Source organism: Microbacterium sp. P03, from assembly GCF_043556235.1.
In the GTDB taxonomy this organism is placed as follows: Bacteria; Actinomycetota; Actinomycetes; order Actinomycetales; family Microbacteriaceae; genus Microbacterium.
In genome coordinates this window covers 250,622-276,498 of the sequence record NZ_JBIGIM010000003.1, presented here as the reverse complement: position 1 = coordinate 276,498, position 25,877 = coordinate 250,622, and the positions used below count along the sequence as shown (strand labels likewise).

29 protein-coding genes and 2 tRNA genes are annotated in these 25,877 nt (G+C 66.0%); 18 read left to right on the top strand and 13 right to left on the bottom strand.

Features of this window, described 5'->3' with window-relative positions:
• Nucleotides 1–11 precede the first annotated feature (11 nt).
• Both trxB and trxA read left to right on the top strand, forming a co-directional pair.
• Nucleotides 12–995: a thioredoxin-disulfide reductase gene (gene trxB / locus ACFXOO_RS10900; protein ID WP_378843012.1), complete on the top strand. Its 984-nt coding sequence runs from the start codon at nt 12–14 to the stop codon at nt 993–995.
• A 72-nt stretch (nt 996–1,067) separates the two neighbouring features.
• Nucleotides 1,068–1,391 (top strand): thioredoxin, encoded by a 324-nt coding sequence (gene trxA, locus ACFXOO_RS10895; RefSeq protein ID WP_378842213.1) that lies wholly within the window; start codon nt 1,068–1,070, stop codon nt 1,389–1,391.
• Between the two features lie 100 nt (nt 1,392–1,491).
• On the opposite strand, the gene ACFXOO_RS10890 is transcribed toward trxA, so the two are convergent.
• From ACFXOO_RS10890 to rpmH, 9 genes are all read right to left on the bottom strand, one after another.
• On the bottom strand, nt 1,492–1,839 hold the full coding sequence (locus tag ACFXOO_RS10890; RefSeq protein WP_378842215.1) for a tryptophan synthase subunit alpha: 348 nt from the start codon (nt 1,837–1,839) through the stop codon (nt 1,492–1,494).
• Between the two features lie 80 nt (nt 1,840–1,919).
• Nucleotides 1,920–2,981 carry a ParB/RepB/Spo0J family partition protein gene (locus ACFXOO_RS10885; RefSeq protein WP_394563516.1) on the bottom strand — a complete coding sequence of 354 codons (1,062 nt, stop codon included), beginning with the start codon at nt 2,979–2,981 and terminating at the stop codon, nt 1,920–1,922.
• Nucleotides 2,981–4,027 (bottom strand): ParA family protein, encoded by a 1,047-nt coding sequence (locus tag ACFXOO_RS10880; protein WP_394563515.1) that lies wholly within the window; start codon nt 4,025–4,027, stop codon nt 2,981–2,983. The genes ACFXOO_RS10885 and ACFXOO_RS10880 overlap by 1 nt, the downstream gene beginning before the upstream one ends.
• 168 nt (nt 4,028–4,195) lie before the next feature.
• Complete coding sequence (gene rsmG / locus ACFXOO_RS10875; RefSeq protein ID WP_394563513.1) at nt 4,196–4,849, bottom strand: 16S rRNA (guanine(527)-N(7))-methyltransferase RsmG; 654 nt, start codon at nt 4,847–4,849, stop codon at nt 4,196–4,198.
• Entirely contained in the window at nt 4,842–5,372 is a 531-nt protein-coding gene (locus ACFXOO_RS10870) for a protein jag (RefSeq protein ID WP_378842223.1), read from the bottom strand. The genes rsmG and ACFXOO_RS10870 overlap by 8 nt, the downstream gene beginning before the upstream one ends.
• A 38-nt stretch (nt 5,373–5,410) precedes the next feature.
• Nucleotides 5,411–6,535 carry a membrane protein insertase YidC gene (gene yidC, locus ACFXOO_RS10865; protein WP_378842225.1) on the bottom strand — a complete coding sequence of 375 codons (1,125 nt, stop codon included), beginning with the start codon at nt 6,533–6,535 and terminating at the stop codon, nt 5,411–5,413.
• 4 nt (nt 6,536–6,539) lie between these two features.
• Nucleotides 6,540–6,896 (bottom strand): membrane protein insertion efficiency factor YidD, encoded by a 357-nt coding sequence (yidD, locus tag ACFXOO_RS10860; protein WP_394563512.1) that lies wholly within the window; start codon nt 6,894–6,896, stop codon nt 6,540–6,542.
• On the bottom strand, nt 6,893–7,228 hold the full coding sequence (gene rnpA / locus ACFXOO_RS10855) for a ribonuclease P protein component (protein WP_394563511.1): 336 nt from the start codon (nt 7,226–7,228) through the stop codon (nt 6,893–6,895). The genes yidD and rnpA overlap by 4 nt, the downstream gene beginning before the upstream one ends.
• Before the next feature lie 9 nt (nt 7,229–7,237).
• Nucleotides 7,238–7,375 (bottom strand): 50S ribosomal protein L34, encoded by a 138-nt coding sequence (gene rpmH, locus ACFXOO_RS10850; protein WP_378842231.1) that lies wholly within the window; start codon nt 7,373–7,375, stop codon nt 7,238–7,240.
• Between the two features lie 304 nt (nt 7,376–7,679).
• On the opposite strand from rpmH, the gene dnaA reads away from it, so the two are divergent.
• The 11 genes from dnaA (at nt 7,680) to ACFXOO_RS10795 (ending at nt 19,413) form a co-directional block, all read left to right on the top strand.
• Nucleotides 7,680–9,098 (top strand): chromosomal replication initiator protein DnaA, encoded by a 1,419-nt coding sequence (gene dnaA, locus ACFXOO_RS10845; RefSeq protein ID WP_378842233.1) that lies wholly within the window; start codon nt 7,680–7,682, stop codon nt 9,096–9,098.
• Between the two features lie 450 nt (nt 9,099–9,548).
• Nucleotides 9,549–10,700, top strand: coding sequence for a DNA polymerase III subunit beta (gene dnaN / locus ACFXOO_RS10840; protein ID WP_394563510.1), 1,152 nt, complete (start codon nt 9,549–9,551; stop codon nt 10,698–10,700).
• A 95-nt stretch (nt 10,701–10,795) separates the two neighbouring features.
• On the top strand, nt 10,796–11,950 hold the full coding sequence (recF, locus tag ACFXOO_RS10835) for a DNA replication/repair protein RecF (RefSeq protein ID WP_394563509.1): 1,155 nt from the start codon (nt 10,796–10,798) through the stop codon (nt 11,948–11,950).
• Nucleotides 11,943–12,434 carry a DUF721 domain-containing protein gene (locus ACFXOO_RS10830; RefSeq protein WP_378852528.1) on the top strand — a complete coding sequence of 164 codons (492 nt, stop codon included), beginning with the start codon at nt 11,943–11,945 and terminating at the stop codon, nt 12,432–12,434. Before recF ends, ACFXOO_RS10830 begins: the two co-directional genes overlap by 8 nt.
• Nucleotides 12,435–12,555: 121 nt before the next feature.
• Nucleotides 12,556–14,595 carry a DNA topoisomerase (ATP-hydrolyzing) subunit B gene (gene gyrB / locus ACFXOO_RS10825; RefSeq protein WP_378842241.1) on the top strand — a complete coding sequence of 680 codons (2,040 nt, stop codon included), beginning with the start codon at nt 12,556–12,558 and terminating at the stop codon, nt 14,593–14,595.
• A 47-nt stretch (nt 14,596–14,642) separates the two neighbouring features.
• Nucleotides 14,643–17,201, top strand: a complete 2,559-nt coding sequence (gyrA, locus tag ACFXOO_RS10820; RefSeq protein WP_378842243.1) for a DNA gyrase subunit A — start codon at nt 14,643–14,645, stop codon at nt 17,199–17,201.
• Nucleotides 17,198–17,602: a DUF3566 domain-containing protein gene (locus ACFXOO_RS10815; RefSeq protein WP_378842245.1), complete on the top strand. Its 405-nt coding sequence runs from the start codon at nt 17,198–17,200 to the stop codon at nt 17,600–17,602. The genes gyrA and ACFXOO_RS10815 overlap by 4 nt, the downstream gene beginning before the upstream one ends.
• Before the next feature lie 83 nt (nt 17,603–17,685).
• Nucleotides 17,686–17,759: transfer RNA gene (locus tag ACFXOO_RS10810), tRNA-Ile, on the top strand.
• Nucleotides 17,760–17,770: 11 nt separating this feature from the next.
• Nucleotides 17,771–17,843: transfer RNA gene (locus ACFXOO_RS10805), tRNA-Ala, on the top strand.
• A gap of 39 nt (nt 17,844–17,882) precedes the next feature.
• Nucleotides 17,883–18,983, top strand: coding sequence for a hypothetical protein (locus tag ACFXOO_RS10800; RefSeq protein WP_394563508.1), 1,101 nt, complete (start codon nt 17,883–17,885; stop codon nt 18,981–18,983).
• A gap of 4 nt (nt 18,984–18,987) precedes the next feature.
• Nucleotides 18,988–19,413: an NUDIX hydrolase gene (locus ACFXOO_RS10795; protein WP_378852532.1), complete on the top strand. Its 426-nt coding sequence runs from the start codon at nt 18,988–18,990 to the stop codon at nt 19,411–19,413.
• A gap of 22 nt (nt 19,414–19,435) precedes the next feature.
• On the opposite strand, the gene ACFXOO_RS10790 is transcribed toward ACFXOO_RS10795, so the two are convergent.
• Nucleotides 19,436–19,855: an aminoacyl-tRNA deacylase gene (locus ACFXOO_RS10790; RefSeq protein ID WP_394563599.1), complete on the bottom strand. Its 420-nt coding sequence runs from the start codon at nt 19,853–19,855 to the stop codon at nt 19,436–19,438.
• Between the two features lie 77 nt (nt 19,856–19,932).
• On the bottom strand, nt 19,933–20,490 hold the full coding sequence (locus ACFXOO_RS10785) for a DNA helicase (protein WP_378842251.1): 558 nt from the start codon (nt 20,488–20,490) through the stop codon (nt 19,933–19,935).
• A 96-nt stretch (nt 20,491–20,586) separates the two neighbouring features.
• Here ACFXOO_RS10785 and ACFXOO_RS10780 point away from each other — a divergent pair, with 96 nt between their 5' ends.
• Together ACFXOO_RS10780 and ACFXOO_RS10775 are read left to right on the top strand one after the other, a co-directional pair.
• Nucleotides 20,587–21,144: a peptidylprolyl isomerase gene (locus ACFXOO_RS10780; protein ID WP_378842253.1), complete on the top strand. Its 558-nt coding sequence runs from the start codon at nt 20,587–20,589 to the stop codon at nt 21,142–21,144.
• 30 nt (nt 21,145–21,174) lie between these two features.
• Nucleotides 21,175–22,089: a rhomboid family intramembrane serine protease gene (locus ACFXOO_RS10775; RefSeq protein WP_394563507.1), complete on the top strand. Its 915-nt coding sequence runs from the start codon at nt 21,175–21,177 to the stop codon at nt 22,087–22,089.
• A 72-nt stretch (nt 22,090–22,161) separates the two neighbouring features.
• Here ACFXOO_RS10775 and ACFXOO_RS10770 read toward each other — a convergent pair whose 3' ends face one another.
• Nucleotides 22,162–22,395 carry a cell division protein CrgA gene (locus ACFXOO_RS10770; RefSeq protein ID WP_378842257.1) on the bottom strand — a complete coding sequence of 78 codons (234 nt, stop codon included), beginning with the start codon at nt 22,393–22,395 and terminating at the stop codon, nt 22,162–22,164.
• A 71-nt stretch (nt 22,396–22,466) separates the two neighbouring features.
• Between ACFXOO_RS10770 and ACFXOO_RS10765 the strand changes: the two genes are divergently transcribed.
• Genes ACFXOO_RS10765 through ACFXOO_RS10755 form a run of 3 tightly spaced genes read left to right on the top strand, consistent with a single transcriptional unit; the run spans nt 22,467 to nt 24,135 of the window.
• Entirely contained in the window at nt 22,467–23,288 is an 822-nt protein-coding gene (locus ACFXOO_RS10765; RefSeq protein WP_394563506.1) for a class E sortase, read from the top strand.
• Nucleotides 23,288–23,443 carry a hypothetical protein gene (locus ACFXOO_RS10760; protein WP_378842261.1) on the top strand — a complete coding sequence of 52 codons (156 nt, stop codon included), beginning with the start codon at nt 23,288–23,290 and terminating at the stop codon, nt 23,441–23,443. The genes ACFXOO_RS10765 and ACFXOO_RS10760 overlap by 1 nt, the downstream gene beginning before the upstream one ends.
• Entirely contained in the window at nt 23,440–24,135 is a 696-nt protein-coding gene (locus ACFXOO_RS10755) for an anthranilate synthase component II (RefSeq protein ID WP_394563505.1), read from the top strand. Before ACFXOO_RS10760 ends, ACFXOO_RS10755 begins: the two co-directional genes overlap by 4 nt.
• 21 nt (nt 24,136–24,156) lie before the next feature.
• Here ACFXOO_RS10755 and pknB read toward each other — a convergent pair whose 3' ends face one another.
• Nucleotides 24,157–25,857, bottom strand: coding sequence for a Stk1 family PASTA domain-containing Ser/Thr kinase (gene pknB, locus ACFXOO_RS10750; protein WP_378842265.1), 1,701 nt, complete (start codon nt 25,855–25,857; stop codon nt 24,157–24,159).
• Between the last annotated feature and the right edge of the window lie 20 nt (nt 25,858–25,877).

Below are 25,877 nucleotides of genomic sequence, written 5' to 3'. Positions count from 1 at the left end.
AGGAGATCGAAGTGCGTCAGGTCATCATCATCGGATCCGGCCCCGCCGGGTACACCGCGGCTGTGTATGCGGCGCGCGCCAACCTCGAGCCGCTCGTCGTGGCGAGTTCGGTCGAGGCCGGTGGCGAACTCATGAACACGACCGAGGTCGAGAACTTCCCTGGTTTTCCGGACGGCATCCAAGGCCCCGAGCTCATGGAGAAGATGCAGGCGCAGGCCGAGAGGTTCGGTGCCGAGGTGCTGTACGACGACGTCGTGAACCTCGACCTGGACGGTCCTGTGAAGACCGTCACGCTCGGCTCCGGCGCCGTGCACGAGGCGTACGCGGTCATCTACGCCACGGGCTCCGCCTACCGCAAGCTGGGCCTTCCGGGCGAGGACCGGCTATCGGGTCGCGGCGTCTCCTGGTGCGCGACCTGCGACGGCTTCTTCTTCCGTGAGCGCACGATCGCGGTCGTCGGCGGCGGCGACTCGGCGATGGAAGAGGCGACGTTCCTCACGCGCTTCGCGTCCAAGGTCTACGTGATCCACCGCAAGGACACCCTGCGTGCCTCGAAGATCATGCAGGAGCGGGCACACGCGAACGACAAGATCGAGTTCCTCTTCAACAGCGAGGTCATCGACGTCCTGGGCGAGGACGCCGTGAACGGTGTCGTCCTGCGCGACACCGTCAACGGTTCCACGCGCGAATTGCCCCTCGACGGGCTCTTCGTCGCGATCGGCAACGATCCGCGCACGCACCTGGTGCACGACAAGCTCGAGCTGACGCCGGAGGGCACCATCTGGGTCGACGGTCGCTCGTCGCGCACCTCGGTCCCGGGTGTCTTCGCCGCCGGTGACGTCATCGATCCCACGTACCGGCAGGCGGCCACCGCCGCCGGAAGCGGCACGGTGGCGGCGCTCGACGCCGAGCACTTCCTCGCCGCCCTCGGCGAGGCCGGGGCCCCCGAGGTGTTCGACGACCAGATCGAGAACCTCGCCGGCGCCGACGCCTGAGCAGCCCGCGGGAACATTTCCGCGGTGCCCGATGTTTCACGCAATGACAGTTTTCGACAGAAGGAGAAAGACATGACCGCCAAGGCAACAAGCTCGAGCACGTGGGATCAGGACGTCCTGCAGGCAGAAGGGCCTGTGCTGGTGGACTTCTGGGCTGCGTGGTGCGGTCCGTGTCGCATGGTGGCGCCCGTTCTGGACGAGATCCAGTCCGAGAACCCCGACAAGATCACGATCCTCAAGCTCAACGTCGACGAGAACCCCGATCTCGCCATGAAGTACCAGATCACGTCGATTCCGGCGATGAAGGTCTTCCAGGGTGGAGAGGTCAAGACGACCATCATCGGCGCGAAGCCGAAGTACGCCCTCGAGAAGGACCTCGCAGACTTCATCGCGTGACGCACGACGTCGACGTCATGCCGAGACACGGCTGACGCACAGAGCCCCGCGGTCCATTCGGACCGCGGGGCTTCCTCGTATCAGGGCGTGCGTGCGATGTTCACGAGACGTCGGCCCGCACGACGGCGTCCCATCGTCGGTGGGTGTTCGCGTCACCGAGGAGGCGCCAGACGGCAGGCGTCAGCGGCGGGTAGTCGAGGGAGATCTGCCGGAGCACCCGGTAATGGCGCGCGGCGTTCGGACGGGAGCCCCCGTTGGCGGCGATGTTCTCCGCGCGGAGGATGAACACGACGAGCTCGTCCACGCTCGGCAGATCTTCCATGAAATCCCAGGGATCCTCGCCTTCACGCAGGCGCTCTTCGATGAGGGATTCACGTTCGTCGGATGCCTCTGCCCGCAGTACCTCCAGGCTCGCCCTCCTCGGGATCGAGTCTTCACGTGCGGACATACGACAAGCCTACGACGACCTCCGGCACAGGGCACGCTCGTGCGCGGGAAGCGAACGAGCGTGCCGATCACGCCGGCGGTTCAGACGGCGCCGTAGCCTTCCTCACCCATCTCCGACAGGATCCGGTTCAAATCCTGAATGGTCGCGAAATCTATGCTGATCTGGCCTTTTCTCGCCGACAATGAGATCTTGACGGTCGTATTAAGGCGATCACCAAGGCGCTCCGCCACTTCGTCGAGGTGTCCCCGACGAGCGCCTGCCGTGGGCTTGGGCCGCCGCGTGCGCGCAGAACCCGTCCCCTTGGCGATGGCTTCCGCCGCACGGACGGAGAGGTCCTCGTTCACGATCTTGTCCGACAGGCGCTGCATGGCGTCCTCGTCCTCGAGGGACAGGATGGCACGGGCGTGACCCGCGCTGAGTACGCCGGCGGCAACGCGCTGCTGCACGGGGATCGGCAGCTTCAACAGACGGATGGTGTTGCTGATCTGCGGGCGGGAACGGCCGATCCGAGCGGCCAGGACTTCCTGTGTGATGCCGAAGTCCGCGAGCAGCTGCTCGTACGCGGAGGCCTCCTCCAGAGGATTGAGTTCCGACCGGTGGAGATTCTCCAGAAGTGCATCACGGAGAAGGTTCTCGTCGGCCGTCTCGCGGACGACCGCGGGTATCGAGCTCAACCCCGCTTCCCGCGCCGCCCGCGTCCGACGTTCCCCCATGATCAGCTCATACGCGCCTTCCTCGGTGAGGCGTACGACGACGGGCTGAAGGACGCCGAACTCGCGGACGCTGTGCACCAACTCCGCGAGATCGTCCGCATCGAAGTTCGTCCGCGGCTGGCGCGGGTTGGGAACGATGTCGTTCGGATCGAGAGAGATCAGGCGCGCGCCCGGCACCTCCACGAGGCCTCCGGACGGCGGGGCCCCTGCATCATCGGCCGAATCGTCGGTGATCGTGGGACCGTCCCCTGATACCACCGACCCTCGTCGCGCGTCGCGGCTGCGCGAGTCCTCATCGGCGGAAGACACCTCTTGCACCGACGAGCGCGACCCTTCCGGGAAGAAGACATCGACGGGGCGCGCTTCGCTGGGCTCCGCGGTGGGGATGAGCGCTCCGATTCCCCGACCGAGGCCTGTTCTCTTCGCCATTACAGGCTCTCCTCGTCATTCATCTGCGCGGATGTCTCTCGAGAAACACGCGTCTCGTTCTCTCCGGGTGTCGATGTTTCACGTGAAACACTCGATTCATCTCCCGGCGGCAGCGATGTTTCACGTGAAACATCGCTGTCCCTCTTCACCAGCTCCACGGCCGCTTCCCGGTAGGCGACAGCGCCCGCTGACTGGCCGTCGTAGGCGATCACCGTCTGGCCGAAGCTGGGAGCTTCCGACACCCGGACCGAACGGGGAATGACGGTACGCAGGACCTCCGCGGGAAAGTGGGTGCGGACCTCCTCGGCCACCTGCTGGGCGAGCTTGGTGCGACCGTCGTACATGGTCAAGAGGATCGTTGACAGGTGGAGACGGGGATTCAGATGCTTCTGGATCATCTTCACGGTGCCGAGCAACTGACTCAGCCCTTCCAGCGCGTAATACTCACACTGGATCGGGATCAGGAGCTCCTGCGCAGCCGCGAACGCGTTGATCGTCAGCAGACCGAGCGACGGCGGACAATCGATGATGATGAAGTCGAGGCGCTCGTCGAGGCTGGCGACGTACTCGTCCACCGCCGTCCTCAGGCGATACTCGCGCGCGACCTGCGTGACGAGCTCGATCTCTGCGCCCGCGAGGTGGATGGTGCTGGGCGCACACAGGAGGGAAGGCGACTCCGGGCTTTCCTGGATGATGTCCACGAGGGGGAACTCGTCAATCAGGACGTCGTACACACTCGGAGTGTCGGCAGTGTGCGTCACGCCCAACGCGGTGGAGGCGTTCCCCTGCGGATCGAGGTCGATCACAAGCACCCGAGCGCCGACGGACACCAGCGCGGCGGCCATATTCACGGCCGTCGTGGTCTTGCCGACACCGCCCTTCTGGTTCGACACCGTGATGATGCGCGTCCGGCCCGAGAACTCCACCTGCGCGCCCTGTAGCGACTTCCGGCGAGCCGTGAGGTCAGCCAGCTCGCGAGCAAGCGGCGTGTCGAAGCTGTCCAGGGAGAAGGGGGCCGCGACGGGTGCGTCGTCGGATTGTTTCACGTGAAACACTCTCCCATTCCGTTGTGGTGCAACCGTCCCAGTCTACGGGGGACATCTCCGCGTCCCGAGAACGACCGAAGGGCGCTGCGGATGTTTCACGTGAAACATCCGCTCACCCGCGCTTCATCCGTACGACAGGACACCGTCGACACGTCGATCTTTCGGTGGTTACCTGCCGACGGTCGCCCGGAAGACGCGCGTCGGCTGCTCGAGGTGCGCGGCTCCGACCGCCTCCACACGGACCTCGGACAGTCTGTGTGCGCGAATCTGCTTCTGCGCCGCCTGAATCTCATTGTCGACGCTCGCGCCTTTGAGCAGAATCAGCTCGCCACCGGCGCGCACCAGGGGAGCGGTCAGCGGAATGAGTGTCTTCAAGGCGCTCACCGCACGCGCGGTGACCATATCGAGAACGGGCCCGAACGGCCACTCTTCGGCCCGCGCACGGACGATCTCCACGTTGGAGAGTCCGAGCGAAGCGACCTGCTCTTCGAGCCATGCCACACGGCGCTCCATGGGTTCGATGAGGACCCACGACACGTCCGGGCGGGCGATGGCGAGCACGAGACCGGGGAGTCCGGCGCCGGACCCCACGTCCCCGACGCGGCCTGCGAAGAGCGGAGCCACGATCGCACTGTTGATCACATGCCGCGACCACAAACGCGCCGGCTCGAGGGGGCCGATGAGACCACGTTCTTCGCCGTGGGCGGCGAGAGCCGCGACGAACCGACGAGCGGAATCGATCCGATCGCCGAACAGGTCGGCGGCGATCAACGGCTCGCGCTCCCACCGCGCGTCCGCGGACGTCGAATCGGGGTCAGCCACGCCGAATGACGGTGTGTCGGTCGTTTCCCTCACCGTACGACTCGGATATAAACCCCCGGTCAGAGGCAATATCGTGCACGAGTTTGCGCTCATAGCTCGACATCGCGGGCAAGGACGCTTGCGTGGCGCCCTCGTCCAGACGCGATATCGCTCGATCCACCAGGGTCTCCAGCTCGCGCCGGCGCGTGTCACGCGAACCCCCGATGTCGAGGATCAGGCGGGAGAAGCGCCCCGTCTGGTTCTGCACGGCGATACGGGTGAGCTCCTGGAGCGCCTGCACCGTGTCGGGGGCGGAAAGCAGACGGAGGGAATCAGCGTCGTCGTTCTCGACCGACACGTAGGCGCGTCCGGCGCGGACGTCCATCGCGAGGTCTCCGTCGATGTCGGTGATGTCGAGAAGTCCCTCGAGATAATCGGCTGCCACATCACCTTCCTGCTCGAGCTGTTCGACCGTGGGGTCGGTGTGATCGGCCGGCGTGGCATCCGCGGGCTCGGTCGACGTCTGGTCAGAGGTGCTGGTCATGAAGATCCTCGAGGCTGTGAAACGGTCGTCGGGTCAGGTCAGCTGGTGGCGGGCTCGCCTGATGCGGCGTCGCCCGAGACTTTGGGCTCGGGCCGAGTGGCTGCGGTGGCGCCGTTCGGGGGCGACTTCGAAGCATCTTTGCGCACCGGCTGCTGCTGCTTCTTCGCCCGCTGCTTCCCGACGGGCTGCTGACGCTTCGGTGCTGCAGCCTTGGCCTTCTCGGCGATTTCGAGCAGGCGCTGCTGCTCGGCCTGGTACTTCTCGAGAGTCGTGATCTTGCCGTTCGAATCGATCGCCTTGCCCTTGCGAGCGAGACGCTCTTCCCGCAGTTTGGCCGCTTCCGAGCCGGGCGTCGGCATGTTCCTGATGACCAGGAACTGCTGCACCATCGTCCAGATGTTGCTGGTGAACCAGTAGATGACGACGCCGAGCGGGAAGAAGACACCCGAGAAGATGAAGGCGAACGGCAGGACGTACAGCATGATCTTCTGCATCTGGTACGCCTGGCCGGTCTTGGCCTCGGGCGACAGATTCTTCGAGATGATCTGCAGCTGCGTGAGGAACTGCGACGTGATCATGAGGATGACGAGCACCACGAGGATCCCGACCGTCACCTCCCAGCCATCCGGGCGGGTCTCCCATGCGCCGACGAGGGTGTCGTGCAGTGACGCGACTCCGAAGAGCTTCGCTTCGTAGAACTCCTGCGTCAATGCGGGCGTCAGAGGCCCGACGCCACCGTCGCCTGCCTGGGCGTGCACCTGGATCGAGCTGAGAGTGCTGTACAGCGAGAAGAACACGGGCATCTGCACCAGCAGAGGCAGACAGCCCGAAACCGGTGACGTGCCGTGCTTCTTGTACAGCGCCATGGTTTCGCGACTCATGGCTTCGCGAGAGAGCTGGTCTTTCTTGCCCTTGTACTTCTCTTGAACTTTCCGCAGTTCAGGGGCGATTTCCATCATCTTTCGCTGGCTCTTGATCTGCTTGACGAACAGCGGGATCAGAGCAGAGCGCACAACGACGACGAGTCCGACGATGGAAAGCACCCATGTGATGCCGGCCGCGGGATCCATCCCGAAGAACGTGAAGACCGAGTGGAAGGCGACGAGGACGAGCTCCACCACCCACTTGAGTGGCCAGAGGATGATTCCCAACAGATCCGGCACGGGATCAGTCCTTTCTCGGGGGCACGACGAAACCGTGCGGCGTCAGATCGTGGCGGAAACTGCGGTGTGCAGGCACATCGTCGATTCCGCCTTCCGCCCAGGGGTGGCAACAGGCGATGCGTGCAGCCGACAGCGCGGAACCTTTGACGGCACCGTGCTGCTGCACTGCGCCGACAGCGTAGGCAGAACACGACGGGTAGTACTTGCACACATCGCCATAGGTATGAGAAATCGTCGCACGATAAGCATGGAGAAAGGCGAGAACGGCGTTACGCGGCAGAAGCGGCAGAGAAGTCCAGAGGCCGGATGCCTCGAAACGGCCTTCTCCTGTGGCCGACACCGGCAGAGTGGTCGCGCTCATGCGGCTCTCGCCATCAGGCAGCGCGACACTTCATCGCGAAGTTCCGCGTAGGAAGCGGTGGAGGCACCGGGAAGGACACGGATCACCACATCCGCTCCCGGTTTGATCACGGGGAGAGCTTCAGCGCAGACGGCCTTGAGTCGGCGGCGTAGGGTGTTGCGCATCACCGCGGAACCGACCTTCTTGCTGACGATGAAACCGAAACGCGGAACGCGCAGCTCATCGGTCACGGTGACGTACGTCACCGTGTGTGCCCCGGCACACCGACGGCCCCTGCGGACGACGGCCTTGTAATCCGTCCCGCGAGTGAGTCGGTTCGCCCGGGGCAGCACAACTCGATCTCAGGCTGAGAGCTCGGTGCGCCCCTTGGAGCGACGAGCCGAAAGGATCGCACGGCCGGCACGCGTGTGCATACGGGCGCGGAAGCCGTGCTTCTTGGCACGACGACGGTTGTTGGGCTGAAAAGTGCGCTTGGTCATTGGGGATCACTTCCGGATCAGGTGTCACCGGGATGCTCGAACCGGAGACGAAGGAGTCGGGACAGCCCACGAAGGGCATAAGTCAACCGATTCAGATTACGTCGTGACGGGCCATAACTCAAACTGGAGCGCTGCAGCGGCATTATCCACAGCGGGTGGGCACGAGCCGGTCAGGACACGCGACCGCATCTACAGTGGAGTTTGCTCCCGTGGCGCCTGCTGACTAGCGTAGCTCCGGCAGTTATCCACAGGTTCGATGCGATCTCGTCGCTCGCCTGCCGCCACCGAAAGTCCCGGGGGGGCAATGTCTCAGCACGATATTCCGGATGTTCCCATCTGGTCCAAAGTGCTCGACGAGCTCTCCGGTGACGACCGCGTCACTCCGCAGCTGCAGGGCTTCCTGAGCCTGGCAGCGCCGCAGGGCGTGATGGGTGGAACGCTGTATCTCGACGTCCCCAACGATCTGACGGCGGCGCAGATCAACAAACGCATGCGCGCGCCGATCATGGAGGCGCTCGCTGTCCTCGATGAAGGCGTCGCCACCTTTCGCGTGGTCGTCAACCCCGAACTGGTGGACGCACATCTGACCGCACCCATCACCGTGCAGCCGATCGAGACTCCGACGCCGATCGCCATGTCGCGACCCACGACCGACGACGGCACCGACACGGTCGCATCCGTCTCGCGCAGCGACACCCGCCTGAATCCGAAGTACACGTTCGACAACTTCGTGATCGGGCAATCCAACCGTTTCGCCCACGCGGCTGCCGTCGCGGTCGCGGAGGCCCCTGCCAAGGCGTACAACCCGCTCTTCATCTACGGCGACTCCGGTCTCGGCAAGACCCACCTCCTGCACGCGATCGGCGACTACGCCGTCAGCATGTACCCGGGTGTGCGCGTGCGATACGTCTCCAGCGAAGAGTTCACGAACGACTTCATCAACTCGATCGCCAACAACCGCGGCTCGGCCTTCCAGGCGCGCTACCGAGATGTCGACATCCTGCTGATCGACGACATCCAGTTCCTGCAGGGGCGCGCCGAGACGCAGGAAGCGTTCTTCCACACGTTCAACACACTTCACGATCACGACAAGCAGGTCGTGATCACGAGCGATGTCCCCCCCAAGCACCTGACCGGATTCGAAGACCGCATGCGCAGCCGCTTCGAGTGGGGTCTCATCACCGACGTGCAGGCGCCCGACCTGGAAACCCGCATCGCGATCCTCCGCAAGAAGGCGCAGAGCGAGCGACTGCAGATCCCCCCGGAGGTCATGGAGTACATCGCCTCGGTGGTCTCCTCGAACATCCGCGAGCTCGAGGGTGCGCTCATCCGAGTGTCCGCATTCGCCAGCTTGAACCGGTCGACCCTCGACATGTCGCTCGCGCAGACGGTCCTCCGGGACATCATCGAGCAGGACGACGCGAACGTGATCTCGCCGACGGACATCATCACCGCGACCGCGCAGTACTTCAAACTGTCGGTCGACGACCTCTACGGATCGAGCCGCTCACAGGCCGTCGCAACGGCGCGACAGATCGCGATGTACCTCTGCAGGGAGCGGACCAGCCTCTCCCTGCCCAAGATCGGCCAGCTGTTCGGCAACAGAGACCACACCACGGTCATGTACGCCTACAAGAAGATCAGCGACCTGATGAAGGAGCGGCGCTCGCTCTACAACCAGGTCACCGAGATCACGGCCCAGCTCGGCCGCGTCGGTCGCTGACGGCATCCGTCGACGTCGCCGGCGGATGCCGTGCACATCGTCTGGCGTCGAGCCCTGAGATTCCCCGAGACGTTCTTGACACCTCGCTTCGCATCCGCCATTATCCGGTTCTGCACAGTGTGGATAACCTGTGGATAACTTCGATTTCGCGAGGCAACCCTGTGCACGCAGAAGGACATCCTGTGGATGAACGGGGGACAGCCGGTGACGCGACCGAGAACGACAACCAACTCCTCCTCAGCCGTTCCACATCTCACACGCGTGTAGTTCCGGTGAGCCGACAGGGATCGCTCGAGTTGTCCACACTTTCCACAGGCGTTAACAAGATGACACTTAACTCTCTCTATGAATCCTCGTCCGATCACCTCAAGGGCAGCCCACGGGCGAACAGCAGCGCTCGACGGCGGGCACTAACATGAAAGAGCCATACGCGACGTCAAGGGAGCGCCAGTGAAGTTTCACGTCAACCGAGATGTGTTCAGCGAGGCCGTTTCGTTCGTGGTCAAGCTCCTGCCACAGCGCAATCCTCAGCCGATCCTCGCCGGTGTGCTGATCGAGGCGTCCGACGCCGGGCTGTCCCTTGCCGCTTTCGACTACGAGGCATCCGCTCGCACCACGATCGAGGCGACCGTCGACGAACCGGGCACGATCCTCGTGCACGGCCGTCTGCTGTCCGAGATCGCGAGCCGGCTGCCCAATGCCCCGATCCAGATCGAGGTCGACGACGACGGTGGCATCGTCCTCAGCTGTGGTTCTGCTCGCTTCACGCTCGCGTCGATGCCGGTGCAGGAATACCCGGCGATCCCCGAGGTGAGCGGAGATTCCGGACTGGTGCCGGCCGAAGACTTCGCGACGGCCATCGCCCAGGTCGCCTTCGCCGCGTCGCGCGACGACGTGACGCCCGTCCTCACGGGCGTGCAGCTCGAAGTCAGCGGAACGAGCTTGAGCCTCGTCGCCACCGATCGCTATCGCGTCGCGCTGCGTGAGATCCCGTGGGACGGCGGCTCCACAGCATCCGAGGAATCGACCACCGCACTCGTACCCGCTCGGACGTTGCAGGAGGTCGGTAAGACCTTCGCTCACGGCGGAGACATCACGATCGCGTTCTCGGGTGCCGGCGACCGCGAGATCATCGCCTTCACCGCAGGCAACAAGACGGTGACCTCGCTGCTGATCAAGGGAAACTTCCCTCCTGTCCGCCGCTTGTTCCCCGACGTCACCGAGCACCACGCGGTCGTCAACACCGCCGAGCTCGTCGAAGCGGTGCGTCGTGTGGCGCTCGTGCTGGATCGTTCCGCGCCGTTGCGGTTCACCTTCACCACCGACAGTGTGTCGATGGATGCCTCGGGCACCGAGCAGGCGCGCGCCACGGAGTCGGTGGACGCCAACCTGGTGGGCGACGACGTCACGCTCGGTCTGAACCCGCAGTACCTGCTCGAGTCGCTGTCGGCGGTCCGCAGTGAGTTCGCTCGCATCACGTTCACCTCGAGCGACAACGCCAACAAGCTCAGCCCGGTGCTCGTGACCCCGCAGACATCTGTCGACAAGGGCGGCGCCGAGTCCTTCAAATACCTGCTGCAGCCGAACCTGCTCCTGCGCTGACGCGACGGGCTCCGTCTCGGGCGCCGCGCTCCCTGGCTCCACGGTCGGCGGGTAGGTGCGAACCCCGTGTGGGTGGGGCCGATTAGGGTGACAGGGTGATCGTCGAGCACCTCAACCTCATCGACTTCCGCAACTACGCGGTCGCCGATGTCGCTCTGGTGCCCGGCCCGAACGTGTTCGTCGGCCGCAACGGCCAGGGCAAGACCAACCTCGCGGAGGCGATCGCGTTCCTGGCCACGCTGGGTTCGCACCGCGTCTCGACCGATGCCCCGATGGTGCGCGACGGTGCTGATGCCGCCATCATCCGCGCACGACTCTCGCACAACACCCGGCGGGTGCAGCTCGAGGTGCAGGTGAATCGTCAGGGATCGAACAAGGCGAGGGTGAACGGCGCCGCGGCCAAGGTCGCCGAGTTGCCCCGGTACGCGCAGGTCGTGCTCTTCGCACCGGAGGATCTGCAGATCGTGCGCGGCGACCCCTCGGTGCGTCGTCGCTTCGCCGACCAGTTGCTGGTTCAGCGCACGCCGCGCCTCGCGGGCGTGCTGTCGGACTACGACCGCGTCCTGCGGCAGCGCACCGCGCTGCTCAAGTCCGCCAAGGCGCGCGGCATCCGCGGCGACGCGCTGTCGACGCTCGATGTGTGGGACGACAAGCTCGTCGCGCTCGGCACGGAGGTGATCGAGGCACGTCAGTCACTCGCCGCCGATCTGCGCGAGCCTCTTGCGCGAGCGTATTCGTCCATCGCCGGCGCAGATCATATGCCTGAGATCGAATGGGCTCTCTCCGTCGGTGGAGCCGACCCCGAAGACGGGACGACGACGCCGGATGCCGCGGCCTCCGGCTCGCTGACCGAGCAGTTCCGGTCGGCTCTGGCAGCAAAACGCTCGGCGGAGCTCGACCGCGGTCTGACGCTCGTCGGACCGCATCGGGATGATCTCGTCCTCCGGGTGCGGGGCCTGCCGGTGAAGGGATACGCGTCGCACGGCGAGTCGTGGTCGGTGGCGCTGTCGCTGCGGTTGGCCTCGGCCGACCTGTTGCGTGCGGAATCCCGCCTCGGCGACCCCGTCCTGATCCTCGACGACGTCTTCGCCGAGCTCGACACGGATCGACGCACGCGGTTGGCGGAGCTCGCCGCGGACTACGAGCAGGTCATCGTGACCGCTGCCGTCGAGAACGATGTGCCGCCGGGATTGCGTGCGCGTGTCATCCGCGTCGAATCCGGATCCATCCTGGAGGCGGCAGATGCCTGAACCTTCGGCTGATGAGATCCCCGAGACGATCGCCACGTACCTGCGCCTGCGTGGTCTCGCACCGACGGCGCGCGCACATCGCCGGCGCAGACGACGTGATGACGACGAGAACGCGCCCTTCACGGCGGGCCGCGACCCTCATGGACTCGGTGACGTGATGGCGGATCTGACGCGGACGGCGGGCTGGGACGCCCAGCTCGCTCAGGAGGACCTGGTGCTGCAGTGGGCTGAGGTCGCGGGCGCGGACACCGCGCAGCACACCACGCTGGCCTCGTTCAACGACGGCCAGTTGACCGTCCAGGCCGACTCGACCGCGTGGGCCAAGCAGCTGCAGTTGATGCGGTCGCAGATCCTCTCGGAAGTGGTGAGGCGGTTCCCCGACGCGGGGGTGCGGAGCATCCGCTTCATCGGGCCGGACGTCCCCTCTTGGAAATGGGGCATGAGAGCCATTCCAGGCCGTGGTCCGCGCGATACCTACGGATAAGCCACGTCCCGTCCCCTCCCGACGCATTTCATCGCCTCACAGAGGCGTATAGCCGAATTTCGGCGCGATCTCTTGGTAGACTGATCACTGGCCGATCTATCGATGTGGAGCGCTCGAACCTATGACGTCTCTGACCCCTGACAGTGTTCCCGACGAACCCGAAACACCGCGAACCGAGAACACTCCGCACGAATACGGGGCCGACGAGATCCAGGTACTGGAGGGTCTCGAGGCCGTGCGCAAGCGGCCGGGCATGTACATCGGCTCGACAGGTCCGCGCGGTCTCCACCACCTCGTGCAGGAGATCGTCGACAACTCGGTCGACGAGGCGCTCGCCGGCTACTGCGACACCATCCTCGTGACGATCCTTCCCGACGGCGGAGTCCGGGTCATCGACAACGGCCGCGGCATCCCCGTCGACATCCACAAGACCGAAGGCAAATCCACCGTCGAGGTCGTCCTCACCGTGCTGCACGCCGGCGGCAAGTTCGGCGGCGGCGGCTACGCGGTCTCGGGTGGCCTGCACGGTGTCGGCTCCTCCGTGGTGAACGCGCTGTCGACGCGTCTCGACGTCGAGGTGCGACGCCAGGGTCACGTTTGGCGGCAGTCGTTCCACAACGGCGGTGTGCCGATCGCGCCGCTCGAGCGCGGTGAGCAGAGTTCCGAGACCGGCACCACGATCACCTTCTGGGCCGATGACACGATCTTCGAGTCGGTCGACTACGACTACGACACCCTCCGCACGCGCTTCCAGCAGATGGCGTTCCTCAACAAGGGACTGCGCATCGACCTCACGGACGAGCGTCCCTCCTCGGCGTACGAGGAAGAGGTGACGGCGGGCGAGGTCGTGCTGCAGCAGCCGAACGACAGCTTCCTGTACGAGCGCGGTCTCGTCGACTACGTCGAGTATCTGAACAAGGTGCGCAAGGCCGACCACGTGAACGACGAGGTCATCGACTTCGAGTCGGAGGACACCGAGCGCAAGATCGCCCTCGAAGTGGCGATGCAGTGGACCACCAGTTACACCGAGAACGTCTTCACGTACGCCAACACCATCAACACGCACGAGGGCGGCACGCACGAGGAAGGGTTCCGCGCGGCGCTGACCACCCTGGTCAACAAGTACGCGCGCGCCAACGGCCTCCTCAAGGAGAAGGACGACAACCTCTCCGGCGAAGACGTCCGCGAGGGACTGACCGCGGTGATCTCGGTCAAGCTCTCCGAGCCGCAGTTCGAGGGTCAGACGAAGACGAAGCTCGGCAACACGGAGGCGAAGGCCTTCGTCCAGAAGGTCGTGGGCGATCGGCTCGGCGACTGGTTCGATCGCAACCCCGCGCAGGCGAGGAACATCATCCGCAAGGCGATCGACGCGGCGACCGCGCGCATGGCGGCACGGAAGGCGCGGGAGACCGCACGTCGCAAGAGCGTCTTCGAGTCGGCGGCGATGCCCGACAAACTCAAGGACTGCACGAGCAAGGATCCCTCGATCAGCGAGATCTTCCTCGTCGAGGGAGACTCGGCCGGCGGTTCTGCGGTGCAGGGACGAGACCCCCACACCCAGGCGATCCTGGCGCTGCGCGGCAAGATCCTGAACGTCGAGCGCGCACGGCTGGACCGTGCGCTCGGCAACCGCGAGGTGCAGGCGATGATCCAGGCCTTCGGCACGGGTATCGGCGAAGACTTCGACATCACCAAGGCGCGCTATCACAAGATCGTCCTCATGGCCGATGCCGACGTCGACGGCCAGCACATCACCACGCTGCTGCTGACCCTGCTCTTCCGGTACATGCGCGGGCTCATCGAAGCCGGTTTCGTCTACCTCGCCCAGCCGCCGCTGTACCGCTTGAAGTGGTCGAACTCACCGCACGAGTACGTCTACAGCGACAAAGAGCGCGATGTGCTCCTCGAGGCGGGGATCGCAAGCGGCAAGCGCATCCCGAAAGACAACGCGATCCAGCGCTACAAGGGTCTCGGCGAGATGAACGACAAGGAGCTGTGGGACACCACGATGGATCCGCAGACGCGGACGCTCCGCCAGGTCACCATCGACGACGCGGCATCCGTCGATGAGATCTTCTCCATCCTGATGGGCGAGGACGTCGAGTCACGCCGAGGGTTCATCCAGCGCAACGCCAAAGACGTGCGCTTCCTCGACATCTGATCCGCACCGCCGATCCTCGCCCGCACACACGCAGAAACTGAGACACCATGGCTGACGACGAGCGCTCCGAGAATCTTCACGATCACGGCAAGATCGACCAGGTCGATCTGCAGCTGGAGATGCAGCGCAGTTACCTCGACTACGCGATGAGCGTCATCGTCGGGCGCGCGCTGCCCGACGTGCGTGACGGCCTCAAGCCCGTGCACCGTCGCGTGCTCTACGGGATGTACGACGGAGGCTACCGCCCCGACAAGTCGTTCTCGAAGTGCGCCCGCGTGGTGGGCGAGGTGATGGGTCAGTACCACCCGCACGGTGACACCGCGATCTATGACGCGCTCGTTCGTCTCGTCCAGCCGTGGTCGCTGCGCTACCCTCTGGCGCTCGGGCAGGGAAACTTCGGTTCGCCCGGCAACCAGGGCGCTGCGGCGCCCCGGTACACCGAGACCAAGATGGCCCCCCTCGCGCTCGAGATGGTGCGCGACATCGAAGAAGAGACCGTCGACTTCCAGGACAACTACGACGGTCAGACGCAGGAGCCCACGGTTCTCCCCGCGCGATTCCCCAACCTGCTGGTGAACGGGTCGGTCGGCATCGCGGTGGGTATGGCCACGAACATCCCGCCCCACAACCTGCGCGAAGTCTCGGCGGGCGCGCTGTGGGCACTGGAGAATCCGGATGCCTCGCGCGAGGAGCTGCTCGAGGCGCTCATGTCGCGCATCCCCGGGCCGGACTTCCCCACCGCCGCTCAGATCCTCGGGACGCGCGGCATCAAGGACGCGTACCTCACCGGCCGCGGCTCCATCACGATGCGCGCGGTGGTCGGGGTGGAAGAGATCCAAGGCCGCACGTGCCTGGTCATCACCGAACTGCCCTACCAGGTGAACCCCGACAATGTCGCCGTCAAGATCGCCGACCTCGCCCGCGAGGGCAAGATCACCGGCATCGCCGACATCCGGGACGAGACCTCCGGACGCACCGGTCAACGGCTCGTGATCGTGCTCAAGCGCGACGCCGTTGCCAAGGTCGTGCTGAACAACCTCTACAAGCACACCCAGTTGCAGGAGAACTTCGGCGCCAACATGCTGGCGATCGTCGACGGCGTGCCTCGGACGCTTCCCCTCGACGGCTTCATCACGCACTGGATCGATCACCAGATCGAGGTCATCGTCCGTCGCACGCGATACCGGCTGCGCAAAGCCGAAGAGCGCATGCACATCCTGCGCGGCTATCTGAAGGCCCTGGATGCGCTCGACGACGTTATCGCTCTCATCCGGCGATCCCCCACCGTGGACGACGCCCGGGCGGGACTGAAGGATCTGCTCGAGATCGACGACATCCAGGCGGATGCGATCCTCACGATGCAGCTGCGCCGTCTCGCCGCGCTCGAGCGCCAGAAGATCATCGACGAGGCCACCGAGCTCGAGGAGCAGATCCTCGACTTCCAGGCGATCCTGGCCGACCCGGTGCGTCAGCGTGTGATCGTGCGCGACGAGCTCACGGTCATCGTCGACAGGTTCGGAGATGACCGCCGCACCGAGATCCTCCACGGCTTCGACGGCGACATGTCGATCGAGGACCTCATCCCCGAAGAGGAGATGGTGCTGACGGTCACCCGCGATGGGTACATCAAGCGCACGCGCAGCGACAACTACCGTCAGCAGCACCGCGGCGGTAAAGGGGTGAAGGGCGCGCAACTGCGCGCCGACGACGTCGTCGAGCACTTCTTCGTCACCACGACGCACCACTGGCTCCTCTTCTTCACCAACAAGGGTCGCGTCTATCGCGCGAAGGCCTATGAAGTCCCCGAGGCCGGCCGCGATGCGAAGGGCCAGCACGTCGCGAACCTGCTGGCGCTCCAGCCCGACGAGGAGATCGCCCAGATCCTCGACATCCGCGATTACAGCGTTGCGACGTACCTGGTGCTCGCCACCCGTGGTGGTCTCGTGAAGAAGACGCGCCTGACCGAGTACGACACCAATCGTCAGGGCGGGGTGATCGCCATCAACCTCCGCGATGGTGACGAGCTCGTCAGCGCCCTCTTGGTGGAGGAAGGCGACGACATCCTCCTCATCAGCCGCCAGGGCATGTCCCTGCGCTTCACGGCGACCGACGACTCGCTCCGGCCGATGGGCCGTTCCACCGCCGGCGTGAAGGGGATGTCCTTCCGCGAAGGCGACAGCCTGCTGTCGGCGTCGGTGGCGGCGGAGGACGGATTCGTCTTCGTGGTGACCGAAGGCGGCTACGCCAAGCGCACCGAAGTGGGTCAGTATCGGCTGCAGAGCCGGGGCGGACTCGGCATCAAAGTCGCCCGTCTGAACGACGATCGCGGGGATCTCGCGGGCGGTCTCATCGTCTCGGCGGACGACGAGGTCCTTGTGGTTCTTGCCAGCGGCAAGGTGGTACGCTCTGCCGTGGCCGAGGTGCCTGCCAAGGGACGAGACACCATGGGTGTCGTCTTCGCTCGATCGGGCGGCGATGATCGCATCATCGCGATCGCCCGAAACGGCGAGCGGGGACTGACCGAAGCAGCGGAGGCCAGCGTCGATGAAGAGACGGGTGCCCCCGACGCCACCGCCCAGACCCCCGGAGAAAGCACTGACGTATGAGTACGGTAGCCGACAAGCTCGCGAAGAAGTCGACCCATAAGACCAGCTCCAAGCAGGTCCGGCTCCGCCTCGTGTACGTCGACTTCTGGTCGGCCGTCAAGCTGTCGTTCCTGGCGGCGGTCGCTCTCGCGATCGTCACGGTCGTGACCTTCTTCCTCGTGTACATGGTCGTGCAGACCACGGGATTGATCGGCAAGGTCGACGAGTTCTTCCAGAGCTTCTCCGACGGGGGCGTCTCGATCACCTCGTTCGTCGGCCTCCCCCAAGTGATGGCCTTCGCGGCGGTCGTGGCGATCCTCAACCTGATCGTGGTGACCGTGCTGGGCGCAGTGATGGCCGGGATCTACAACCTCGCGGTCAAGGTCACCGGCGGTCTGCTCGTTGGTTTCACGTCCAACTGACCGGCGCGTCGCCCCGATTCGAGAAAACGGTGCGCGTCAGGTAAAGTCTTGGAGGTTGACAGCGTTCGCGCGGTCTTCGAGACGGGGCTATAGCTCAGGCGGTTAGAGCGCTTCACTGATAATGAAGAGGTCCCAGGTTCAAGTCCTGGTAGCCCCACGTAAGCCCCAGGGGCCTTAGCTCAGTTGGTAGAGCGCCTGCTTTGCAAGCAGGATGTCAGGAGTTCGAATCTCCTAGGCTCCACATCTCGGCCCTCGGTTCGGCCTCTTCTACACTGTCGCCATGGCGCACCTCACCGAACCGGTTCCGTCACCCCACGAGCGGCCGGTGTTCGCCCGCGTCGAGGGTCAGGCGGTCTACGCGGCCTACAGCGCCGGAGTGCTGGGTGCCGTCGTCGGGCTGATCATCGGGCTGACCGATGCCTCACTCCCCCTGTCGGGCAACAGTTCCTTCGGCACCCTCATCGCCCTGTTCGCCGCCGCCGCCGCCGCCGTCGTCTCCGCCACCGGCTACTGGCGCTCGCGCACTGCGCCCGGACAGGAGTGGCGTCTCGCGCTGTCACCGGTCAGATTCGGGGTGAATGCCGTCTCCGTCGTCATCGTGCACACCGTGCTCGCCGTCCTCGCGACGCTGGTGCTGTTCGTGGTGCTCGGACGCGCGTTCATCGGACTGCCTGTGCAGCCCTTCTGGTCGACGGTCTTGTCGGCCGTGGTTCTGGGTCTCGTCGCCTACCTGGTGTTCCTGTCGGTGGCGCGCATGACCACGCAGCGCATGTCGTCGCTCCTCATGGTGTTCATCGTGCTCGGCAGCCTGACGGCGATGGTGACCACGCCCGATCCGAGATGGTGGCTGGTCCACTTCAGCCACCTCGGCACCTTCGACGACATCTCCAGCGTCGTCTTCAACGGCACCTTGATCGCCGGTGGCCTGCTCGTCACGACATTCGCCGTGTATCTCGCGAACGACATGCGCGCTCTCGGCGACGCGTTCCTCCATCCCCGCGCGGTGCCCGTCGTCTCGACGATGTTCGTCATCATGGGGGTGATGCTCGCCGGCGTCGGCGTCTTCCCCGTCGACGACCACCTGCTGCTGCACAACCTCTCTGCGATGGGGTTGGCCGTCGTCTACATCGGTCTTCTCGCAGCCGGACCCAGGGTGCTGCGCGGGATGCCCCGCGCTTACTTCCTCGCCTCGTGGGGGTTCCTGGCATCGGTCATCGTCTCGCTGGTGCTGTTCATCGTCGGATACTTCGGCCTGACGGCGTTCGAGATCATCGTGTTCGCCCTGATCTTCGGATGGATCGCCGTCTTCATCCGTTTCCTGGGTGTCACGGCCTCCGGTGTCGGCGAGACGAAGTCGCCGTCGCCGCGCTCGGTACAGTGACGGGATGGACATGCGCGTCGCCGCCTACGCGGTCATCATCGACGATGCCGGTCGGATGCTCCTCGCACACTGGAACGAGGGGCGCCGCGCCGCGTGGACCCTCCCCGGTGGCGGGCTGGAGGATGGAGAAGATCCCGAGCACGCGGCGCGCCGGGAGGTCCGGGAGGAGACCGGCTATCGCGCGGCGATCGGCGACCTCCTCGGCATCCATTCCCGTGTCATCCCCGCCGGTCGTCGCCTGAACACCGATTCCGCAGGTCCCCTGCACACGCTGCGTATCGTCTACCGCGCGCGCATCACCGGCGGGCGGTTGCGCAACGAGACCGATGGCTCGACCGACCGCGCCGAGTGGTTCACGCCGCAGGCGATCTCATCGCTGCAGCGGGTCAAGCTGGTCGACATCGCCCGCCACATGGCGGGGCTGATCTGACCCGCGCACGCGATCGGCGGCGTCAGCTCTGCGGCTGCGAGATGTCGGCGACGGTGGCGCCGTACGCCGAGATGAGGTCGTCGGCCTCGATGAAGAGGCTGTAGCCGTGGGCTCCGGCGCCCAGGGCGATGCGGCGGCCGACGATCGACGCGTCGGCGTAGATCGGCCACTCCGTGGTGCTTCCCAGCGGCACGATCGTGCCGCGTTCGTAGCCGGTCGCCGCGAAAGCGGCCTCCGGTGCGGGAAGCTGCAGTTTGTTCACACCGACGACCGCGCGCAGCTTCGGCCAGGAGATGGACCTGTCGCCGGGGATCAACGCGAAGAGGAACGTGTCATCGCTGCGTTTGACGACGAGGGTCTTGATGATGCCGGATGCCGGAAGCCCGAGCAGCGCGGCCGCTTCAGCGAGACTCCCCGCCGCCGGCCGCTCGCGGATCTCCACCGACAGACCGCGCGCGTCCGCTGCGGAGCGGACGCGCGCGAGGCCGTCAGGTGTGGGGTCCGGCGAAGCCGGCGAACTCACGCGTCAGGTGCACGCAGCGGGTCGTCTGCCACCCAGAGCTCGTCGTCGGCACGCAGCGTCTGCCATGCGGCGTACGCGACACCGACGGCCGCAGCGACACCGAGGAGGATGGCGATGACGCCGCCGGCGCCGATGCCCTGGCGCTGAGGCTCGAGCGAGAGCTGCTTCGCGAACTTCTTCGACGCTTCTTTGCCGTACTTGTCGGCCTTCTTGGCGTAGCTGGAGGCGTCCGGCATGCTGAAGCCCTTGCCGGCGGCCAGACGCGACCGGGTGTCGTTGGCGGCATCCCACACCGACAGCGCTGAGCCGACGACAGCGCCCGCGGTGGGGACGACCTTGTCGGAGAGCACGTGGCGAGAGAAGTCGACGCTTCTGCCGTAGCCCTTCTGGACGGTCGGGACGACCTGCTCCTTGCCGTAGTTCCCGATCTGTCGACCGGCGTCGCGGGCGATGCGCGAGGCTTCCTCGACGAGCACCTGCTGGGACTCCCAGAGATCGTTCGCCTTCGACTGGAGCTTGCGGATTTCTTTCTTGCGCTTGCGGCTGAGGCCCACGGGGCCCTCCTCATCACTGGGTGATCTGGTCTCCTTATCCTGCCAGACATGGGCGCAAGCGGGAGGCCTTGCACAGAACTCTGAAAGAATGTACGTATGCCTCAGCACACGGCCGTAGCCACCCTGCACACCAACCACGGCGACATCCTCGTCAACCTCTTCGGCGACCACGCCCCCCGCACCGTTCAGAACTTCATCGGCCTGTCGGACGGAACCGGCGAGTGGACCGACCCCGCCACCGGCAAGCCCGGTGAAGGCCCGCTCTACCGCGACGTCGTCTTCCACCGCATCATCCCCAATTTCATGATCCAGGGCGGCGACCCCCTGGGCCAGGGCACGGGTGGGCCCGGCTACAACTTCAACGACGAGATCAACGGCGAACTGAACTTCACTCAGCCCTACATGCTGGCGATGGCCAACGCGGGTCTGCGTCGCAACGCGATCACGGGTAAGCCCGAGGGCACCAACGGCTCGCAGTTCTTCATCACCACCGACCCCACGACGTGGCTGCAGGGCAAGCACACGATCTTCGGCGAGGTGGCGGATGCCGCGTCCCGCGAGGTCGTCGACGCGATCGCCGCCGTGCCGACCGGCGCCGGAGACCGGCCGATCGAGCCCGTCGTCCTGCAGTCCGTCGACATCGTCTCGGTCTAGCGGTCGCCGACCGCCTGTGACGGAACGCCCGTGACCACGGATGCGGCGTCGGAGGAATTCCGGCGCAATCGGGAGAACTTCTGCTACCGGCATCCCGACCGGCAGAGCTTCGTGCTGTGTCAGCGATGCCTGCGGACGATCTGCCCGGAGTGCCAGACGCAGGCGGCGGTCGGTGTCATCTGCCCCGAGTGCCTCGTCGAGCAGCAGAAGTCGCGCACGCCCGCACAGGTGAAGGCGCAGCGGCGGTGGCGGCGCTCGGGCGCGTCCGCGCTCGCCGTCTCGGACTCGCGACCGCTGGTGACGTACGCCATCATCGCCCTCACCGCGCTGGTGTACGTGACCCAGATCATCCCCGGGTCACCCGTCCAGGACTGGCTCGCGTTCAACAGCGCCTACCTGGTGCCGTCGCTGCCGTACGGCTTCCAGCCCTGGCGGCTGCTGACAGTGCTCCTCGTGCACGGGAGTTTCCTGCACGTCGGGCTGAACATGCTCGCGCTGTTCATGATCGGCCGCAGTCTGGAGCCGCTCCTCGGCCGGTGGCGGTTCCTGTCTCTCTACCTGATCAGCGGGTTGGGCGGCTCCGTCGCCGTGGCGCTGCTGGATCCGGGCCAGTGGGTGGTCGGGGCGTCCGGTGCCATCTTCGGCCTGTTCGGAGCGCTGCTGGTGATCGGCCGGCACATCGGCGCGAATGTCACGGGCATCGCCATCCTGATCGGCATCAACTTCGCCTTCCCCTTCATCCAGGGATTGATGGCGGGTTCGATGGCCGCGGTGCAGATCTCATGGCAGGCGCACCTGGGCGGGCTGGTCGTCGGTGCTGCGCTCGGACTCGTCTTCAGCCGTACCCGGTCGGTGCGGCGGCGCGGCCTGCAGGTCGCGCTCCTCGCCGTCGTGACCGTGGCGCTGTTGGGACTGCTCGTCATCCCCGCCGTGATCTACGTCTGATCAGCCGAGAAGTTATCCACAGGTTCATCCACACCTGGGGATGAATCACACCCGTGTAATTCGTGTGGTTCGCTATCTCCAGCGCGTCGTCATGAGGAAGCCGACGAATGCGATGCCGAAGCCGATGACGAGGTTCCAGGCGCCGATACCCGGGATCGGGAAAGCCTGGCTGCTCAGGTAGAAGACCAGCACCCAGACGAGTCCGACGAGCATGAGCCCGATCATTATGGGCTTGAACCACACCGGGTTGGGTGCGGCCTCTCCCTCACTGCGTTCGACGAGTGCGTCGTCTCTCTTACCTGCCATGCCAGCATCCTACCCGGGGAGGCTCCGTCCCACTCGGGCGGCTGCCAGGTTGACCTCAGGGTGAGGTCGATATGATCACCGTTGTGACGGGTGGGAGCGGGATCGCGACGGGTGGTGACCTGCGCGCGCGAGGCCGACGTCCGCGTGCTCGGACATCGTTCTTCGGCGTCGTCGGCGAGATCCTCATCACGGCGGGACTGATCACGCTGCTGTATGTCGTGTGGCAGCTCTGGATCGGCGATGTGATCTATGGAGCGGAGCGGAACGCGGCCGGTCACGAGCTCTCGGAGCAGTGGGCGGAGGAGTACGAGGCACCGCCCACCGCAGCGACCGCGAGTCCCACCCCCGGGGTCGCCGCCGCACCCGCCCCGGTGACAGCCGACCCGATTGCGCTGCCCCAGCCGGCGGACGCCGAGATCTTCGGGATCATGCACGTCCCCCGCTTCGGCGCCGACTACAGCGTCAACATGGCGGGCGGCGTGACCCGCGAGAACACGCTCGATCCGATCGGAATCGGGCATTACCCCGACACGAGCATGCCCGGCGATGTCGGCAACTTCGCCGTGGCGGCCCACCGCACCACCTGGGGCAAGCCCTTCAACCGCATCGCAGACCTGCACGTGGGCGACGCCATCGTCATCGAGACCCCTGACGGCTGGTACACCTACCGGTTCCGGACCCTCGAGTACGTCGAACCGTCCGCCGTAGACGTGCTGCTGCCCGTGCCCCAGGCCCCGGACGTGCCCAATGACGGGGGGCGGTACCTGACGATGACGAGCTGCAGTCCGATGTTCGCGATGACCGAGCGCATCGTCGGCTACAGCGTGTTCGACTCGTTCACCCCACGCGCGGCCGGAGCCCCGGCTTCGCTGACCGAAGGAGTGACCACCTGATGTACGCCGGTCTCTGGCGCGTCCTCCCCGGTCCGTGGTGGCTCAGGGTGATCTTCCTCCTCATCCTCGCCGCCGCCGTGATCTACGGACTCTTCTTCTACGTCTTCCCCTGGGTGAGCAGCTTCGTGAACCCGCAGGACGTCACGGTTCAGTGACCCTCGACGACGATCCCGCGGCGGCGCCCCTCGCGTCCGGGGCGGGCAGGATCCTGGTCGTCGACAACCACGACAGCTTCGTCCACACCCTCGTCGGCTATCTGCACGAGCTCGGCGCGGAATCCGACCTCGTCGAAGCCGATGCGATCGTCCGCCCCGACCCCACCGCCGGGCTCGAGGGCGCCGGTCTCGCCATCGCTCCGTACGCGGGCGTGCTCGTCTCGCCGGGTCCGGGAGCGCCGGTCGACGCGGGGGCGTCGATCCCCGTGGTGCGGGCGGCCGCGGCCCGCGGCATCCCCCTCCTGGGTGTGTGCTTGGGACATCAAGCGCTGGCGGAGGCGTTCGGGGCGGTCGTGGATCATGCGCCCGAGCTCATGCACGGCATGACCTCGCGGGTGACGCACGATGGCAGTGCCCTGTACGACGGCCTGCCGAGCCCGTTCGTCGCAACCCGGTACCACTCACTGGCGGTGGTGCCCGAGTCGCTGCCGTCCGAGCTGCGCGTCACCTCCCGGACGCAGAGCGGCGTGATCATGGGGGTCTCGCACCGCACGCTTCCCTTGCACGGCGTGCAGTTCCATCCGGAGGCGGTGCTCACCGAGGGTGGGTATCGACTGCTCGGCAATTGGCTCGAGAGTGTGGGCGTCACGGCTGCCGCGACCCGGGGCGCAGCGCTGCGACCGCATCGCTGACCGGGGCGTCGCCGGGGGCGGCTACGGCGCCCCGCAGTAGGTGAGCACGACCGTCGCATGCACCTCGGCCTCGCCGGGGGCGATCGACTGGGCGGTCACGACCGGCGGTTCGGTCGCGACGCAGTTGGGGTCGGGCTGCGTCTCGACCGTCAGCTGCGAGGTCGGACCCTCGAGCTCGCGCGTCGCGGCCTCCACCGTGTACCCGGTGACGTCGTTGATCAGCACGCGTCCGGTCGCGACGACGAGGTTCACGGTCGTGCCGACCGGAATCTGCTCACCGGCGGTCTGATCGGCCGAGATGACCACGCCGGCGGCGAGCCCGGGATCGTTCCGCTGCGTCACGACTCCGAGCGCGAGACCAGCGCTCTCGAGGGCACCCTGTACGGCCTCTTGTCCGATTCCCACCAGAGTCGGTACGGTCGCCAGCTCCTGCCCGGTCGACACGAAGACACGGATCTGCTGCTGCGGGGTGACCGAAGCGTCCGCCCCCGGGTCGGTGCGGATCACGTTGCCGGCGGCGACATCGGCATTGGCCTCGTCGACGCGCGTCGACAGCAGATCCTGTTCGGCCAGAGCCTCGTTCGCCCGCTCGTACGTCATGCCGGCGACATCGGGCACGATGCGTGCGCTCGAGGGGACTTCGCTCGCGGGTCGGATCGTGACAACCCAGAAGAGCACGGAGATGAGGAGCACGGCGAGCACCGCGACACCGGCCCAGATCCACGCGACCGGGGGTCCGGTCTGCGTGCGCTTCATCGTGGTGTCGGTGCTCAGCTGACGCAGGGACCGGGCGGTCTCGGCCGCCTGGCGCGGGTTGGGTCCGTACAGCTCGCTCGTGAGCGCACCCACCTGGCGCTTCGTGGGCGCTTTGCCGTCGATCGTCGCGTCGAGGGCATCACGGAAGCCCGCGGCGTCCTGATAGCGCTGGAAGGGATCCTTTGCGAGCGCGCGCAGGACGACGGCGTCGAGCGCACGGGGAACGGTGTCGTTCACCTCCGACGGCGTGATCGGGGCTTCGCTCACGTGCTGGTAGGCGACAGCGACCGGGGACTCGCCCCGGAACGGGGGGCGCCCCACGAGCAGCTCGTAGAGCACGACTCCTGCGGAATACAGATCGGCCCGCGCATCCACGGGCTCGCCCTTCGCCTGCTCGGGCGAGAAGTAGGCCGCGGTGCCGAGGATCGCGGTGGTCTCGGCGACGGTCGAGGATGAGTCCGAGACCGCGCGTGCGATGCCGAAATCCATGACCTTCACCTGGCCCGCGTCGGTGACCATGACGTTGCCGGGCTTGATGTCGCGGTGCACGACGCCGGCGCGGTGGGAGTACTCGAGAGCCTCGAGGATGCCGTCGCTGTAACGGAGCGCATCGTCGACGCTCACCGGACCGGCGGAGATGATGTCCTTGAGGAGATCACCGTGGACGAGCTCCATGATGATGTACGGCACCGGATGCGCGACGCCGTCCGTGCCGACCTCGGTGTCTTCGCCCGCGTCGTACACGCGCACGATCGCGGGATGCGCCATGCGTGACGCCGCCTGGGCTTCCAGGCGGAACCGGGTGCGGAAGGAGTTGTCGTTCGCGAGATCGCGGCCCAGGATCTTGATGGCGACCTGGCGGCCCAGAGTGACGTCGTATCCGCGGTAGACCGTCGCCATTCCGCCGCGCCCGATGAGCTCGTCGACTCGATATCGGCCCGAAAGCACCCGCGGCTCGACTGTCACGTTAACTCCCTGGCGTGGAA

What these genes read in the sequence shown, in the direction of transcription:
- ACFXOO_RS10870 (WP_378842223.1), bottom strand. Translation starts at nt 5,372, where the DNA reads ATGACCAGCACCTCTGACCAGACGTCGACCGAGCCCGCGGATGCCACG.
- dnaA (WP_378842233.1), top strand. Translation starts at nt 7,680, where the DNA reads ATGTCTCAGCACGATATTCCGGATGTTCCCATCTGGTCCAAAGTGCTC.
- gyrB (WP_378842241.1), top strand. Translation starts at nt 12,556, where the DNA reads ATGACGTCTCTGACCCCTGACAGTGTTCCCGACGAACCCGAAACACCG.
- ACFXOO_RS10795 (WP_378852532.1), top strand. Translation starts at nt 18,988, where the DNA reads ATGGACATGCGCGTCGCCGCCTACGCGGTCATCATCGACGATGCCGGT.
- rpmH (WP_378842231.1), bottom strand. Translation starts at nt 7,375, where the DNA reads ATGACCAAGCGCACTTTTCAGCCCAACAACCGTCGTCGTGCCAAGAAG.
- ACFXOO_RS10830 (WP_378852528.1), top strand. Translation starts at nt 11,943, where the DNA reads ATGCCTGAACCTTCGGCTGATGAGATCCCCGAGACGATCGCCACGTAC.
- ACFXOO_RS10770 (WP_378842257.1), bottom strand. Translation starts at nt 22,395, where the DNA reads ATGGCAGGTAAGAGAGACGACGCACTCGTCGAACGCAGTGAGGGAGAG.
- ACFXOO_RS10780 (WP_378842253.1), top strand. Translation starts at nt 20,587, where the DNA reads ATGCCTCAGCACACGGCCGTAGCCACCCTGCACACCAACCACGGCGAC.
- ACFXOO_RS10765 (WP_394563506.1), top strand. Translation starts at nt 22,467, where the DNA reads ATGATCACCGTTGTGACGGGTGGGAGCGGGATCGCGACGGGTGGTGAC.
- trxA (WP_378842213.1), top strand. Translation starts at nt 1,068, where the DNA reads ATGACCGCCAAGGCAACAAGCTCGAGCACGTGGGATCAGGACGTCCTG.
- ACFXOO_RS10815 (WP_378842245.1), top strand. Translation starts at nt 17,198, where the DNA reads ATGAGTACGGTAGCCGACAAGCTCGCGAAGAAGTCGACCCATAAGACC.
- yidD (WP_394563512.1), bottom strand. Translation starts at nt 6,896, where the DNA reads ATGAGCGCGACCACTCTGCCGGTGTCGGCCACAGGAGAAGGCCGTTTC.
- ACFXOO_RS10890 (WP_378842215.1), bottom strand. Translation starts at nt 1,839, where the DNA reads ATGTCCGCACGTGAAGACTCGATCCCGAGGAGGGCGAGCCTGGAGGTA.
- gyrA (WP_378842243.1), top strand. Translation starts at nt 14,643, where the DNA reads ATGGCTGACGACGAGCGCTCCGAGAATCTTCACGATCACGGCAAGATC.
- ACFXOO_RS10885 (WP_394563516.1), bottom strand. Translation starts at nt 2,981, where the DNA reads ATGGCGAAGAGAACAGGCCTCGGTCGGGGAATCGGAGCGCTCATCCCC.
- ACFXOO_RS10760 (WP_378842261.1), top strand. Translation starts at nt 23,288, where the DNA reads ATGTACGCCGGTCTCTGGCGCGTCCTCCCCGGTCCGTGGTGGCTCAGG.
- ACFXOO_RS10800 (WP_394563508.1), top strand. Translation starts at nt 17,883, where the DNA reads ATGGCGCACCTCACCGAACCGGTTCCGTCACCCCACGAGCGGCCGGTG.